This window comes from Thermanaerothrix daxensis (assembly GCF_001306145.1).
Lineage (GTDB): Bacteria > Chloroflexota > Anaerolineae > Anaerolineales > Anaerolineaceae > Thermanaerothrix > Thermanaerothrix daxensis.
The window spans coordinates 653,225-668,524 of the sequence record NZ_LGKO01000002.1; the positions used below are offsets into that span (position 1 = coordinate 653,225).

Sequence of the window (15,300 nt, forward strand, 5' to 3'; positions counted from 1 at the left end):
ATCTTTTACCAGAGGAGTGAGAAATGGCAACTTATACCCCGTATCAAGAAAAAAGTCCTTACCTGCCGTTTGGTGAAAATAAAAATGCTTCCTGGTACGGCAAGGACATTCTCTCAGTCAAACAATTTGATCGCAGTGATTTGGAATATATCTTTGGGGTTGCCCACGAAATGGCCGAAATGGTGCGCCGTATCGGCACCTTTGATCTGCTGAAAGGCAAAATTTTAGCCAACCTCTTCTATGAACCTTCGACCCGCACCTCGGCCTCGTTTACCGCGGCCATGGAGCGTTTGGGAGGTAGCGTGATCCCCATCAACGAAGTGCGCTATTCCTCAGTAGCAAAGGGGGAATCGCTACCGGATACGGTACGTACCCTGGAAGCCTATGCCGACGTGATCGTTTTGCGCCATCCGGAAGTAGGGGCGGCGGCGCTGGCGGCCAAATACGCTCGCAAGCCGATTATCAATGCTGGTGATGGTGTGGGAGAGCATCCTACCCAGGCCCTTCTGGACCTCTTTACCATCCAGGAGGAACTGGGGCGGGTGGATCATATCACGGTGACCATGTTGGGGGATTTGAAATACGGTCGCACGGTCCACTCGCTGGCCCGTTTGCTCTCCCTTTATAATGTCAAACTCAATTATGTGTCCCCCGATATCTTGCGTATGCCGCGAGAGATTATTACCGAGATTCAAGCGACCGGGACGCCACAGTTTGAATATACCTCCTTAGAACCCGTACTGGCAGAGACCGATGTGCTCTATGTGACCCGTGTACAAAAGGAGCGTTTCGAAGATCCTGAACAGTATGAATCGGTCAAGGATGCCTATGTGATCACACCGGAAATCATGCAGGCGGCCAAGAAAACCATGATCCTGATGCATCCGCTTCCACGCGTGGGTGAGATTGCCATGGAAGTAGATCAGGATCCACGGGCGGCTTATTTCCGCCAGGTGGAGTATGGACTCTACGTGCGTATGGCACTTCTGGCAATGGTATTAGGGAAAGCCTGATGAGTGGTAATTTTTTCACTAGACTGGAAACTCGTGCACGGCAAATTGATTCGTTGCTCTGCGTAGGATTGGATCCGCATTTGCAGGACCTACCTGAACCTACCCCAGCGGCCGCAGGTGCGTTTTGCCAGCGCCTGATTGAGGCCACGCTTGATCTGGCGCTGGCTTACAAACCCAATGCGGCCTTCTTCGAGGCTTTTGGGCCGGAGGGCTGGCAGGTGCTCAAAGATGTGATTGCCAGCATCCCAAAGGATATTCCGGTAATCCTGGATGCCAAACGGGGAGATATTGCTTCCACGGCCGAGGCTTATGCGCGCTCCGCTTTTGAAACCCTGGGAGTGGATGCTATTACCCTGAACCCCTATCTCGGCCAGGATAGCATACAGCCTTTCCTGCGCGATCCCGGGCATGGGGTGTTCCTGCTGTGCAAGACTTCTAATCCGGGTGCGGGGGACTTTCAGGATCTTCCCCTGGGAGGGGCAGATGCAGACCTGCTGCTTTACGAGAAGGTGGCGCTCAAAGCCCAGGCCTGGAATGCCCAGGGTAATATCGGACTGGTAGTGGGGGCGACTTACCCCGAGGCGCTGGCGCGCTTGCGCAGTCTGGTGCCGGATATGTGGTTTTTGGCGCCGGGGGTAGGGGCGCAGGGGGGTGACCTGGCGGCCGCGCTTCAGGCTGGCCTGCGCGCAGATGGAATGGGGCTGTTGCTGCCGGTTTCGCGTGCTATCTCGCGCGCCGAGTCACCTCGTCAGGCGGCCCTAGATTGGGTTGCGAACCTGCGCCGTGAGCGTGCGATTGCCATGGCCGCGCGGAATTCAATGCCAACGTTTCCGCCTGGGTTAGCCATTCTGGCCGAGGCGCTGTTACAAGCCGGTTGCGTGCGTTTCGGCAGTTTTACCTTGAAATCGGGGTTGCAATCTCCTATTTACATTGATTTGCGTCAACTCGTTTCGCATCCCAGGTTGCTGGCTCAGGTCAGCCGGGCTTATCTGGGGGTGTTGCGAAACCTCTCGTTTGATCGTCTGGCCGCGTTGCCCTATGCGGCGCTTCCGATTGCCACCACACTCAGCCTCCTGGGAGATTGGCCTCTTATCTACCCACGGAAGGAAGTCAAAGAATACGGTACGCGTGCTGAGATCGAGGGTGAATACCATCCGGGGGAGCGGGTGGTGGTGATTGATGATTTGGCTACAACGGGCGGAAGTAAGTTTGAGGCAATTGAACGGCTGACCCAGGCCGGTTTGCTTGTGCAGGATGTGGTGGTGCTCATAGACCGGCAATCTGGTGCGGCGGAAGCGCTGGCGGCTGCCGGGTACCGTCTGCACGCTGTATTGAGCTTGAGCCAATTACTGGATTATTGGGAAGCCACTGACCGCATCGCGCGTGAAAAAATTGCCGAGGTACGAGCGTTTCTGAAAAGCACATGAACCTTTACGCATTTTTACGTCCGCTCATCTTTCGTCTTACCCCTGAAGCGGCGCACCATTGGGTGATTGCCTTGCTACGTTTGGGGGGGGACAACCCTGTTACACGGGCTGTGCTCAGAGCCTGGTTTGAGCCGAAGATTCAGGGGCCGCCTGTGCAGGTGTTTGGGCTTTCTTTTCGTAACCCGTTGGGTTTAGCCGCTGGTTTTGATAAGGACGGCCTGGGATGGCGTGGATTGGCCTGCCTGGGGTTTGGCCACCTGGAACTGGGCACGGTGACTCCCCGCCCCCAGCCGGGCAACCCACCCCCGCGCGTCTTTCGCCTGGTGGAGGATCAGGCGATCATCAACCGAATGGGCTTTCCAAGCCGTGGGGCTGAATTTCTGGCGCGGCGTTTACGGGGAAAGCGGCCCCAGGGGATCATATTAGGAGTCAACATCGGTAAGAATCGCCAAACGCCACTGGAAGAAGCCGCACAGGACTATCTCAGCCTGCTTCAGGTTTTTGCTCCTCTTTGCGACTATCTCGCGATCAATGTCAGTTCACCAAACACGCCGGGGTTGCGCCAATTGCAACAACGACAACTGCTGGAAGATCTGCTTAATCCTCTGGCAGAAGCACGCAAGGCGCAAGAGCAGTCTCTGAGGCGACGAATTCCCCTATTGGTAAAGATTGCCCCCGACCTGGATGACGAAGGGTTAGATGCGGCGCTAGAAGCGATCCTTCGTTGTGGGATGGACGGCGTCATTGTTAGTAATACGACCGTTCGGCGGGAGGGGCTGCGCTCCCCCTTGGCCGCCGAGACAGGCGGGTTAAGCGGGTTGCCCCTGAATGATCTCAACACACGTTTGGTGGCTGAAGTGGTCCGACGCACTGGTGGTAAACTGCCCGTCGTGGCAAGCGGCGGAGTCATGGGGCCTGCCCAGGCCCAGGAAAAACTGGATGCGGGCGCGGTGTTGGTGCAATTATATAGCGGCCTGATTTACGAAGGGCCAGCACTGGTCAAGCGCATCCTGGAGAGCGGTTTGAGAATTCCGCGAGCATAAAAAGCCCCGCCTGTCGTGTGGGGACGGCTAGCCGGGGTTCCCCTGCCGTGTGCGCTGTTCGGTATAGGCAAGGGGGTTCAGGGGGGTGGCAGATGGTTCGTAGTGGACACAGGCGACGAGATGATCGGCATCTACCTCTGCTAGCGGAGGGCGGTAAGCAGCACAAATTTTCTCCGCAACTGGGCAGCGTTCGTAATAAGGGCATCCGCCCTGAAACGCTTCGGCCTGGCGCTCCAGGAGGGTGGTGCCTTTTTCCCATTTGCGATCTAGACGGGGAACGGATTCCATGAGCATGCGCGTATAGGGATGGAGTGGGGTGTGGAAAATTTTTTCAGCGGCACCCCGTTCAACCACATAACCCTTATAGAGAATGATGGCACGGTCGCTGATGTAATAAGCCAACGAGAGATCGTGGGTGATGAAGAGGATTGAAAGTCCACGTGATTTAAGGTCCGCCAAAAGATTGAGTACATCAATGCGGGTTGAGGCGTCTAGCATGCTGATAATCTCATCGGCGACCAGGAATTGAATATCTAACAGTAAGGCGCGCGCGATCAAAAAACGCTGTAATTGCCCACCACTTAACTGGTGGGGATACTTGTTGAGGACGTGGGCCGGATTGAGCCCCACTGAAAAGAGGGCGTTTTCGACCCGATGCTGCCATTCAGTGGCAGATAGGCCGGGAAAAAATTCCTCATGGAGCACTTCAAAGATCCGATCGGCCTTGAAAATGGGATTGTAGGAACTGAATGGATCTTGAAAAACGCCCTGCACTTGACGGTAGTAGTTTTTTAGGGTTTCACCCTTAAAAACGGAAATATCCTCGCCGTTATAAGTGATTTTCCCTTCGGTGACCTCGAGCAAACGCAGGATCATTTTGCCAATGGTGCTCTTGCCGCTCCCGCTTTCTCCAATCAGAGCAACCACTTCGCCTTTCTGTACCTCAAAACTTACGTTGTTAACGGCGTGTAGGGCCTTTCCTCCGAATGCACCAATCCGGTAGACCTTAGAAACGTTATCCAATCTAAGCATGATTTTCGAACTCCCTCCAACAAGCCACGTAATGATCTTTTGCTACTTCTATGAAGGGCGGCTCTTCAAGGCATCGCTCAAAAGCCAGCGGGCAGCGATCCCTGAAACGACAACCAATGGGTGGGTCCAAAAGCAGGGGGGGATTACCGGGGATACCACTCAGACGCTTATCGGCAAAGCGCACCCCAACTTCAGGCAATGAGGAAATCAACAAGCGTGTATAGGGATGACGTGGGGACTCAATAATGGATTGGGTGGGGGCTTTTTCAGCCAGCACGCCAGCATACATGATGAGAATGCTATCGGCAACCTGATAAAGGATGGAAATATCATGGGTGATAACAATCATGGATTTAACAAACTGGCGGTCGCGGAATTCGACCAGCATTTCGGCCACAGCTTTTTGAGTGGCTACGTCCAGGGCCGAGGTGATCTCATCGGCGATTAACAGGGAGGGATTAAGCAGGGAGGAGATCACCATCACCATGCGCTGCTTCATCCCTCCTGAGAGTTCAATGGGATACATTTGCAAGACATCATGAGGTAATGCGACCAGATCTAGACGCCGTTTCAGTTCTGGCAATACCTCTTTGTAATCCACTTTACGTGATTCGAGCAGTTCCTGGATCATTTTCCCGATCTTGCGAATCGGGTTCATGGCGTTCATGGCGTATTGTGGGATGAGCGATACTTTATGAAAGCGATAGGCATTCATCCGTTCGCTGTCCCAAATGGGCAGCTCTTCGTTGTCCAACCATACCTGGCCGCCTATATATTTCATTGGGGGGAAGAGCACAATTAGACTGTGTCCCAGCGTGGTTTTACCGCATCCCGATTCGCCAGCCAGACCCATGATCTCACCATCTGCGATTTGAAAGGTGGCATGTTCCAGCGCGTGGACGTCTCCCCGCAAGGTTTGATAGTAAACTGTCAGGTTTTCTACCTTCAAGGCCATGGTTTATATCTCGCGCAATTTGGGGTTAAAGATTTCATCCAGTCCCACATTCATGCTATAAAGGGCACCTACGATGGCGGTGATGGCCAGGCCGGGGGGAACAAACCACCACCACATTCCGAGAGGGAGTGCTCCCCATAAGACGGCGTATTGCATCATCAAGCCAAGAGAGATGGTGTTGGTAGGACCCAGACCGATAAAATCCAGGGTGGCGGCCGTGAGAATGGCGCCACCGAACTGCAAGATGAAAACCAGCACCAGGTACGACATCATATTAGGGGCGATCTCTTTGCGCACGATTTTGAAAGGCTTCATGCCGCTAAGCCTGGCCAGGTCGACAAAGTCGCGCGTGCGCAGGGAGAAAGTCTGTGCACGAATGGCGCGGGCTGCCCAGGGCCAGGCGGTCAATCCGATGAACAGACATTCCATCAACAGGCTACGTACCTGTAAATAAGCCGCGATAATCAACAAAACCGCTAATGTTGGGATGACCAGCACAATATTCGTAAAAGCGTTCAGAATCTCATCTAAAATGCCACCGCGGTAGCCGGCAGTAAAACCGATGAGCATTCCCACTAATGTTCCCAGACCACCCCCCAAGAGACCCACGATGAAGGTGGCTCGTAAGCCGTTAACAAACTGTGAGAAAACATCTTGTCCAAAAAAGGTGGTTCCAAACCAGTATTTTGCCGAAGGGGGTTCAGCACCGAGGGGGCTGGCATAATCGAAGGGCTTGTATTTGGCAAGGGTTGGGCCAACTAACGCCAGGATAAGGAAAACCAGAATGATGCCGCTACCAATGAGCAGTTTATTGTTACGCAAGGCGAAGTAAAGCACCTCGTTTCGCTTTTTCATGCCGACTCTCCCACCATGCCTCTTCGGGTTCGTGGGTCTACCACAATATAGACCAGGTCAATTACGAAGTTAGCGATCAAGACGCCGAGAATGATGAAGAGGAAGCAGCCCTGGATAAGGAAGTAGTCCTGATTCTGAATGGCTGCCAGAAGCAAATAACCAATGCCAGGGTAGGAGAAAACCACCTCAGTGACTAACGCTCCAGCAACGATAACCCCTAATTTAAGGGCTAGCCCGGTGATTTGGGGCAAAATGGCGTTGTTGAAAGCGTATCTTCGAATAAGGTGCTGAGGGGCTCCCAGGGCTGTCAGATAGCGGGAGTATTCCGCTTCCAATTCGTAGATGATCATGTTGCGCATCCCGATGGCCCAGCCGCCGAAGTCGATAATAAAGAGGGAGGCAAAAGGGAGAAACCAATGATGAAGCAGGTCAAGCAGGAAGGTCCATGACCAGGTAGGACGCAGAGAAAAACTATAGGCCCCAGCAATGGGAAAGAGACCCAGGACGATGCCGAAAAACCAGGCCAACAAAATTCCCAGCCACATGTAGGGCGTTGCCGTTAGCACGTAACTGAGGGGAAGAACGAAATTATCCAATCGCTTTGAGCGGGCTGCAAAGGCCCCAAAATTATTGCCGGCGTACCAGGCTAAGAGGATGGAGGGAACGAGTAAGAACACATCATAGGGCACCGCGCGCTTTAGAACCTCGATGACCGGGGTGGGAAAGAGGTAGGTGCTGATGCCCAGGTTTCCCTGGAAAAGGGCTTTCCAGAAGTTGAGATACTGCTGCCAGAGGGGCAGATCGAGGCCGAAGAGACGTGCGTAGTAGTCGTACATCATTTGAATGGCAGATGCATTGGAAGCCACCGAGACACGCGCCAGCATATTGCGTATTGGGTCACCAGGCATAAAGCGCGGGATTAACCAGTCAATTGTGACTGCGAGAAAGAAAGTAAGTAAGTAGATGAGGATTTTCCTTGTCAGGTAACGCCGCATGAGGGAAACTCCTGGGCTTTTGATCTATTGTAGTCTGGAAAACCACGGATAAACAATGAGGGGATGCCGCCTCTCCCCATACGGGAGAGGCGGCATCTTGAGACCGTTGCGGTTATGGCTGAGCCACCGGCTTCAGGTTGATCAGAGTTTGCAGACCGCCCATCTGCCAGTAACCCGACCAAGTGGTAGGTAGGGACACGGGATTCTTTTCGTTGGGCCAGTTTGTCCAGGTGGTCTCGGTCCATTGTGCCCACAAGCCGTTGTACCACAGCGGGATCACGGGCATTTCGGTGAGCATGAGTTCCTGAATCTTGCTGACAGCAGCCTTCATCCCGGCCTCGTCGGTGGTGGGCACACGGGCCAGAGCATCTACCAGGTCAAACATTTGCTGGTTAACATAGCGCCCGAAGTTGCCCGATTGCATCTGCTCCTGAATGGGGTGCCGGAAGAGCAGGTTGTAGAGCGTCCAGGGGGTATTGCTCATTTGAGCCCAGTTATTGAGGGTCATGTCAAAGGTGCCCCCTTGCAAGGCAGTGTTCCAGGCGCCGTAGTCAGGGTATGCGGCTTTAATGTTGATTCCTGCGGCCTGGGCGCTGGAGGCGATAATGTCAATGGCTGCCATCCAGTCTGTCCACCCATTCGGGCAGGTCACCTGGAGCTCGATCTTGGAGCCATCCGGTGCTTCGACAAAACCGTCCCCGTTCACGTCCCTGTAACCGGCATCTGCCAGCATTTGCTTGGCTTTCTGGGTGTCGAAGGTGTAGCCCAGGCGGGCAATGACTTCCTGGTCATCGTACTTGCTCATTGTTGGCAGTAAGCCCGATGGGCTGGCGGCCTTAACCAGATTGGCATATGCCACATTGACAATGGAGGGCACATCAATGGCGAAGGCCAGGGCACGGCGGAACTTGGCATCATCCATGGGTTTCTTGGTGGTGTTCAAGAAGAGGACGGCGGTGTTGGCCGAGAGCATGTAAGGGGCCTTCTCGTAGAAGGTCTTCACATACCCCTTTTCAGCCAGCGTGGCGATGCCAGGCAGGAAGTTGTTGCTCAGGTCCAACTCTCCCTTAACCACCATACCCAAAGCAACATTGTTGCTGGAAGTGCGGATGTCAACGATGTATTTGGGCGCGGGCTTCCCGAAAATTGAGATGCCCCACCAATTCTCATTACGCACCCAGACATTGCGGTCCTCGGCGTGAGTGAGGTACAGGTATGCGCCAGAACCGACCGGATTCTCATTGGCACCAGTGGTAATCTCTTCCTCGCTTCGATTCTCCCACAAGTGTTTAGGAACAATGGGCAGATTGAAGAGATAGTTTTCCCATTCCTGGTACAGTGGATCCTTAAAGGTCAGCGTTAGATGGGTCTCGTCTTCCACGACCACGTCGGTCAAACCGGTGTTGGTCCAGACGGGCGAGAACCACAGGGCGGGGTACTTTTTGCCCAGTTCAAGCGTGAACTTGACATCCTCGGCGGTCAGGGGCTGACCATCACTCCAGGTTAATCCTTTGCGCAGAGTGACCGCGTAGGTGGTGGGATCGGTCCACTCTCCCTTTTCAGCCAGCCAGGGGATGAATTTATCGGTCAGCGGGTCATAGAAGAAGAGGAATTCATAGAGCAGGCCGATGGTACCGGTGGTGTTGGCGAGCATCCCCGGCTGGAAGGGGTTCCAGGTTGAGGCGGGGCCCCAGGCGGCACCACTGATGTAGAGGGTCTCGTTGCGCGGGTAGGCGGTGGGTGCTGCTTGACCGGTTGGGGTGACCTCTACAATTTGGGTCTCGACAACCTTTTTCTCCACCTCCACGGTTTGAATGATGGTTTCGGGGGTGGGGGTGGCGGCTGGACCACAGGCCGCCAAAAGCAGGCTAGCCAGGATCAGCACTGTGAAGACAGATAGGGCAAGTTTACGCATGGTTCCTTTCTCCTTTCTTCCTTTCACAAGTTACAAATGTGAGACGACATGGTTTTGGATTAGGCGGTGAAGGGTTTATTGGTGCGCTTCTCGTGGGGTACCTCCTCCGAACTGATCACCTCCTCATCTAAAAATTTTTGAAATCTCAACATTCATTGGGAGCGCTCCCAATCTAGAGCAAAAAATTTCATCTCTAAGGACTGCGGCGCTTAAGCGCACCGCAGGAATCGCGGACAATGAGCTCGGTGTCCATAATGATGCGTCGAGGAGGTTGTACTCCGTTTTCGATCAGATCGAGCAGTACCTCGACTGCTTTGAACCCCAAGGGGGCGATGGGCTGACGCACGGTAGTAAGGGGTGGCATAGCCGTTGCTGCAAAGGGGAGATCATCAAAGCCGACCACGGCGATGTCTTCGGGGATGCGCAACCCCGCTTCACGGATGGCGCGCATGGCGCCTAGGGCCATGGCGTCGGAGGCTGCAAAGACGGCATCGGGTCGGATGGGAAGCAGGGCTTGCATGGCATAGTATCCCCCTGCTTCGGTGAAGTCTCCCTCAACGATCAGGGAGGGGTCAATTTTCCGACCGCGCTCGAGGAGGGCGCGCGTGTAACCTTCCTTTCGATCTATGCTGACGGTAGAGTTGTTGGGACCGGCAATGGTGGCGATGCGCTGATAGCCCAGGCGCACCAGGTGGCTGACAGCGTTGTAAGCCGCATTGACGTTGTCTACATCCACGTAGCTTACCCCCTCCGGGTTGAAAGGGCGGCCAATCACAACCAAAGGAATGTTGGAAGCCAGTAGTCGGTCCATGAGTTGGTCGCCAATCTGGCCCGATTGAAGCAGAACGCCATCCAGCAGGCCGCGCCGCGAGATTCGCGGGTAGATTTTCGTTTCGTCCTCGGCGCTACTGACCAGGAAAAGTGCCAGGGTGTAGTTGTAGTGGTTGCATGCCTGGGCAATTCCTTGGGTCAGGCGGGGAAAGTAGGGGTCGCTAAAGAAGGAGCTGACGCTGCGCGGTAGAACCAACCCCAGCATTAGCGAGCGCTGTGAAGCAAGGGTGCGGGCAGCGGCGTTGGGGTGGTAGCCGGTTTGGCGGATCACCTCCAGAACACGCCGCCTCACTTCCTCGCGCACGTTGGGGTGGTCGTTGAGGACACGTGAAACGGTGGATCGAGAGACGCCTGCCTGTCGAGCGATATCTTCCAGGGTAAGATTGGACATGGTAATCCCGGTGGGCGGTGGTATAGGGAGCGGGAGGGACTTTTTGGAAGCGCTCCCAACCAATTTCATTATAGAGAGATTGGATGCAAAAGTCAATCGGGTTAAGCCTAAAATCAACCAAGTAAAATTTTAAAAAACGCTTTTTGGGGTATTCATTCCCGTTTTAGAGAAATGCAATCCCACAAGATGATAGGGGGAGAGGAAACAGGTGAAAAAAGAAGCCACCAAGCGGGAACTTCCACGCAAGATCTATGTGTGGGTAGAGCAAAGCCTTTTGTGGTTTACTTCACTTTTGTGAAAAAACTGCACTCCAAAGCGTTTGCATAAAATTTTAAGAAAAATTTTTCTGTTTCTCGCTTGACTTTGGCAGTTGAGAGTATACAATTACTAAAAATACTTGAAATATTTCATGGATGGTGGGCCGGGATGACCAAAAAAGTTAAGATTGCCGAGATTGCACGTCGCTGTGGCGTTTCGGTTTCGACGGTTTCTTTGGTTCTGAATAACCGCCCTGGTGTAGCGCGTGAAACGCGTGAGCGTGTGTTGGCGGTTGCTACGGCCCTGGGCTATTCTCTGCCCGTTCCTACTATTGAAGATCAAACTCCCCGGCTTTCCACCATTCGCATGCTGGTCAAACTCGATCCCGGATTGCCACCTCAGGCTAATCCCTTTTATTCCAAGGTGATTTTAGGCATTGAAGAGGCTTGCCGTCGCAAGGGTATTAACTTGTTGTTTAATTCTTTGCCTGTTGACGAGAACAACCAGCCGTTAGAGATCCCCCCGGGGCTGAGCAATAGCAACGTGGACGGAATGTTACTGGTGGGGGTCTACGTAGATGAGAGATTAATGGATGCGCTGGCGCAGTATGGCGGTCCGGTGGTTCTGGTGGACGGTTATGCCGCTCGCGAGGGCTACGATGCCGTGCTTTCAGACAACTTTCGGGCTGCCTTTCAGGCAATGGAGTATTTATTGGCAAAAGGGCACCGCCATATCGGATTGATCGGAGGGGGTGAGCATTGCTATCCCAGCCTGCGTGACCGTCGTAACGGCTATCTGCGAGCGCTTAAAGAGCATGGGATCTCCCAGGTTTATACTGCCAATTTCAACATTAGCCGTTCACGGGGTTTTGAAGAAACCCTGGATTTACTGAAAACCCATCCACAGATTACAGCACTCTTTTGCATGAACGATGGGATAGCCAGTGTTGCCATGCAGGCGGCCCAGAGTCTGGGGCGGCGAGTACCGGATGACCTTTCCATTGTGGGCTTTGATGATACTTACATTGCAGTTAATACTCATCCTGCTCTTACCACTCTGCATGTGGATACCCTGGCCATGGGACGTGCAGCGGTGGAGTTGTTGGATTTGCGGCGACAGAACCCCGAGTCTGCGCGTATGACCCTACTCATTCACCCAATTCTGATTGAACGTGAATCGGTAGCGTCCCCACTTCCCCAACAGGAGGCTTTCACCCCATGAATTCTTCAGCTCTACCCAATATCCCCTGGGAGGATCGTCCTCACGGCTGCTCCGAGGTGGTGTGGCGATACAGTCGGAATCCAATCATTCCCCGCAATTTGATCCCTTCTTCCAATAGCATTTTCAACAGTGCTGTTGTGCCCTTCAATGGGCGTTTTGCGGGGGTCTTTCGCTGTGATAATAAAAAACGCGAGATGAACTTGCACCGTGGTTTTAGTGAGGATGGCATTCAATGGCACCTGGATGATACACCGATTACTTGGCAGTGTAAGGACCCGGAACTGGCGCGCTTTGAATATCGGTACGATCCCCGTGTGGTATGGTTGGAGGATCGCTATTACATCACCTGGTGCAATGGGTATCATGGCCCTACCATTGGCATTGGCTATACCTTTGATTTTGAAACTTTTTACTTCCTGGAGAACGCCTTTCTCCCTTATAACCGCAATGGGGTGCTCTTCCCACGCAAAATCAATGGGCATTATATGATGCTCAGCCGACCCAGTGACCGCGGCCATACACCCTTCGGGGATATTTTTCTCAGTCAGAGCCCGGATCTTATTCACTGGGGACAACATCGTTTTGTGATGCGCCCAAAGGAAGGCTGGCAAAGTACCAAAATTGGGGCTGGCCCGATCCCAATCGAGACTTCTGAAGGATGGTTGCTTTTTTACCATGGTGTTCTAACCTCATGCAACGGGTTCGTGTACTCCTTCGGAGCCGCTCTCCTTGATCTCGATCAACCTTGGAAGGTGATTGCCCGTGGAGGCCCATACTTAATGTCTCCGCAAACCCTGTATGAGTGCGTGGGAGATGTGCCAAATGTGGTCTTTCCCTGTGCCACTCTTTACGATCCGCCTACCGGCCGGCTGGCGATCTATTATGGTGCTGCGGATACGGTCGTCGCGCTGGCTTTCGCCTACATTGACGAGGTGGTGGATTTTGTCAAATCCACCAACGACCTCTAGCCCAAATTCCTTGGGGGATGGGAAGAACTGGTTGCCGAAGCGATGAACGACGCCTCATCGCTTTGAGTTTTATTTTCGGGAGAAGCGCGCTGCAACTTTTACGGGCCCTCTACGTATTTAAGAATGGCATTTTTTCGAGAAAGGGGCGCAGTGATTCCTATGATACGGGTGCAGAATCTGACCAAGTGTTTTGGAAGCCTGGTAGCGGTTGATAACTTGAGTTTTGAGGTCAATGAGGGGGAAATCTTCAGCCTTCTGGGGCCCAATGGTGCCGGAAAGACCACAACCATTTCCATTTTGTCCACGCTTCTCCTTCCGAGTTCTGGTGAAGCCTGGATTGGTGCATATTCCGTCACCCGGCAGCCCCTGGAAGTTCGCCGTCTGATTGGGGTGGTACCTCAAGAGATCGCGCTTTATCAGGACCTGAGCGGCTATGAGAATCTATGGTTTTGGGGTCAGATGTATGGGCTGAGCGGTGCTGAATTGCGTCGGCGAATTGTGGAAACCCTGGAGCAAGTGGGGTTAAGCGAAAAAGCCGGGCAGAAAGTGCGCACGTATTCGGGTGGGATGAAGCGCCGTCTCAACCTGGCGGCAGGGCTCCTACACCGTCCACGGGTGCTCTTTTTAGATGAGCCAACGGTGGGCATTGATCCTCAATCACGGCGTGCCATCTTGGATTTCATCAAAGTCCTGAATCGCGAAGGGATGACCATCCTCTACACCACTCACTATATGGAAGAGGCCCAGGAACTTTCGCACCGTGTGGGAATTTTGGATTATGGGCATTTGATTGCAATCGGGAAGCAGGCTGAACTCCTACAGCAGGTAGGTGAGCATGATACCGTCGTTCTAAGCTTTGAAGATGAGGTGGATACCGCGCCGCTTTTGGAGGTTTTGCAGCGCTTACCGGGGGTGGTGCAGGTGGGGCGCGAAGATCAGTCTCTAAAGGTGCTTGCCACAACCTCGGAACAGATCTTGCCCTTGGTGGTTGCAAGATGCCTTGAGCATCAACTCCGCCTTCGCAGCGTTGAGATCATTGAGCCCAATCTGGAAACCGTCTTTTTGAAACTGACCGGGCGCGCGCTGAGAGACTAGGGAGAGCGAGTATGAGGCCGATTCTGCTGATTGCGCTCAAGGACTTAATTTTGATTTTTCGCGACCGGGCCATGCTTTTGATGATTGTGATCGGTCCATTTCTTTTGACCCTTGGCATGGGCCTGGTGGGTGGAAGGTTCGGTGGCAGTGGGGGCAGTTCCAGCGGGCCTACGGATATTCCGGTTGTAGTGGTCAATCAGGATGGCGAAGAACTGGGAAATGCGCTGGTCAAAGTGCTGGACTCACCCGAATTGGATGACCTGTTGGCTCCCACTTTTATTTCTGATCCCGATATGGCAAAGCAATGGGTAAATGAAGATCAAATGGCGGCAGCCGTCATTATCCCTCCGGGCTTCACCCGTAGTGTGTTCCCGTCTGCGGGGGAGGCGGGGGCATGGGGGTTAGTTCCATCCTCGGAGGTTTCGATTTTGTTATATGCCAACCCGCAGCGCCCCAATAGTGTTGCAATTGTCGAGAGCATTTTACGGGCGTTCCTCTTTCGAGTCGAAAAGGGGCGCATCTTGGGCTGGACGACAGTTGCCTCGCTGGTTTTACATGGCGAGATCCAACCAGAGCAAGCAGAGGTCGTTGGGCGCGCATTGGGTGAATCGCTAGCGCGTGTGGACAACCCCCAGGACCTTATCCGGGTGGTGGCCTTAGAAGCCGGGAAATCAGAAGCAACGCGGGTGGACATTATGACCGCTCTTGCACCAGGCATGGCTTTACTCTTTCTCATGTTCACGGCTACCTATGGAGCGCGTTCGCTTCTTGCTGAACGGCGTCAGCAGACTCTCCAACGATTGATGATCACGCCCATCACTCCCGCCCAAATCCTGATAGGCAAAGGAATTGGCGTTTATTTGAGTGGGGTGATCCAGCAGGTTTTGCTGATCGGGGCATCTACTTTGCTTTTCACCCTGCGTTGGGGGGATTTTTGGGGGGTTCTGGTCTTGATTCTCTGTGCCTCGTTTGCGGCGGTAGGTTGGGGATTGCTCATCGCGGCACTTGCGCGAACCCCGGGGCAAGTGGCCTCGATGGGGTCAGCACTCATGTTGGTCTTTGGTCTGCTGGGAGGGAGTTTTGTGGATTTACAAAATTTATCTCCAGCAATTTACTGGTTAAGTCGCATCACCCCTAATGCCTGGGGGATGGACGGGTTTTCAATCCTGGCTGGAGGTGGCTCGCTTGCTCAAATTATCCGTCCCCTTCTGGCGCTCATCTTCATGGGGGGCGGTTTGACCGCGGTGGCGGGATGGTTGCTGGCACGGTCTCGTCATCTTCTACAGGCCTGAGAGGGAGAA

General features: G+C 53.7%; 13 protein-coding genes. 7 read left to right on the forward strand and 6 right to left on the reverse strand.

Features of this window, described 5'->3' with window-relative positions:
- Positions 1-23: 23 nt before the first annotated feature.
- The 3 genes from pyrB to SE15_RS03355 are packed head-to-tail and all read left to right on the forward strand — an operon-like array spanning position 24 to position 3,483.
- Complete coding sequence (pyrB, locus tag SE15_RS03345; protein WP_083461664.1) at positions 24-1,013, forward strand: aspartate carbamoyltransferase; 990 nt, start codon at positions 24-26, stop codon at positions 1,011-1,013.
- A complete protein-coding gene (pyrF, locus tag SE15_RS03350) occupies positions 1,013-2,440 on the forward strand; it encodes an orotidine-5'-phosphate decarboxylase (protein WP_054520682.1) in 1,428 nt (475 codons plus the stop codon). Before pyrB ends, pyrF begins: the two co-directional genes overlap by 1 nt.
- The gene (locus tag SE15_RS03355; RefSeq protein WP_054520683.1) at positions 2,437-3,483 is read left to right on the forward strand and encodes a quinone-dependent dihydroorotate dehydrogenase; all 1,047 of its coding nucleotides are present in this window, start codon (positions 2,437-2,439) and stop codon (positions 3,481-3,483) included. The genes pyrF and SE15_RS03355 overlap by 4 nt, the downstream gene beginning before the upstream one ends.
- A 27-nt stretch (positions 3,484-3,510) precedes the next feature.
- Here SE15_RS03355 and SE15_RS03360 read toward each other — a convergent pair whose 3' ends face one another.
- The 6 genes from SE15_RS03360 to SE15_RS03385 form a co-directional block, all read right to left on the reverse strand.
- Positions 3,511-4,515 (reverse strand): ABC transporter ATP-binding protein, encoded by a 1,005-nt coding sequence (locus tag SE15_RS03360; RefSeq protein ID WP_083461665.1) that lies wholly within the window; start codon positions 4,513-4,515, stop codon positions 3,511-3,513.
- Entirely contained in the window at positions 4,508-5,470 is a 963-nt protein-coding gene (locus SE15_RS03365) for an ABC transporter ATP-binding protein (protein ID WP_054520684.1), read from the reverse strand. Before SE15_RS03365 ends, SE15_RS03360 begins: the two co-directional genes overlap by 8 nt.
- 3 nt (positions 5,471-5,473) lie before the next feature.
- Positions 5,474-6,325, reverse strand: a complete 852-nt coding sequence (locus SE15_RS03370) for an ABC transporter permease (RefSeq protein WP_054520685.1) — start codon at positions 6,323-6,325, stop codon at positions 5,474-5,476.
- A complete protein-coding gene (locus tag SE15_RS03375) occupies positions 6,322-7,320 on the reverse strand; it encodes an ABC transporter permease (RefSeq protein WP_054520686.1) in 999 nt (332 codons plus the stop codon). Before SE15_RS03375 ends, SE15_RS03370 begins: the two co-directional genes overlap by 4 nt.
- 112 nt (positions 7,321-7,432) lie before the next feature.
- Positions 7,433-9,235 carry an ABC transporter substrate-binding protein gene (locus tag SE15_RS03380; RefSeq protein WP_083461666.1) on the reverse strand — a complete coding sequence of 601 codons (1,803 nt, stop codon included), beginning with the start codon at positions 9,233-9,235 and terminating at the stop codon, positions 7,433-7,435.
- A gap of 193 nt (positions 9,236-9,428) precedes the next feature.
- Entirely contained in the window at positions 9,429-10,457 is a 1,029-nt protein-coding gene (locus SE15_RS03385; RefSeq protein WP_054520687.1) for a LacI family DNA-binding transcriptional regulator, read from the reverse strand.
- Between the two features lie 426 nt (positions 10,458-10,883).
- Between SE15_RS03385 and SE15_RS03390 the strand changes: the two genes are divergently transcribed.
- The 4 genes from SE15_RS03390 (at position 10,884) to SE15_RS03405 (ending at position 15,291) form a co-directional block, all read left to right on the forward strand.
- Positions 10,884-11,936 carry a LacI family DNA-binding transcriptional regulator gene (locus tag SE15_RS03390; protein ID WP_054520688.1) on the forward strand — a complete coding sequence of 351 codons (1,053 nt, stop codon included), beginning with the start codon at positions 10,884-10,886 and terminating at the stop codon, positions 11,934-11,936.
- Positions 11,933-12,904 carry a glycoside hydrolase family 130 protein gene (locus SE15_RS03395; protein ID WP_054520689.1) on the forward strand — a complete coding sequence of 324 codons (972 nt, stop codon included), beginning with the start codon at positions 11,933-11,935 and terminating at the stop codon, positions 12,902-12,904. Before SE15_RS03390 ends, SE15_RS03395 begins: the two co-directional genes overlap by 4 nt.
- A 159-nt stretch (positions 12,905-13,063) precedes the next feature.
- Complete coding sequence (locus SE15_RS03400) at positions 13,064-13,999, forward strand: ATP-binding cassette domain-containing protein (RefSeq protein ID WP_054520690.1); 936 nt, start codon at positions 13,064-13,066, stop codon at positions 13,997-13,999.
- 11 nt (positions 14,000-14,010) lie between these two features.
- Positions 14,011-15,291, forward strand: coding sequence for an ABC transporter permease (locus SE15_RS03405; protein WP_054520691.1), 1,281 nt, complete (start codon positions 14,011-14,013; stop codon positions 15,289-15,291).
- Positions 15,292-15,300: the final 9 nt, after the last annotated feature.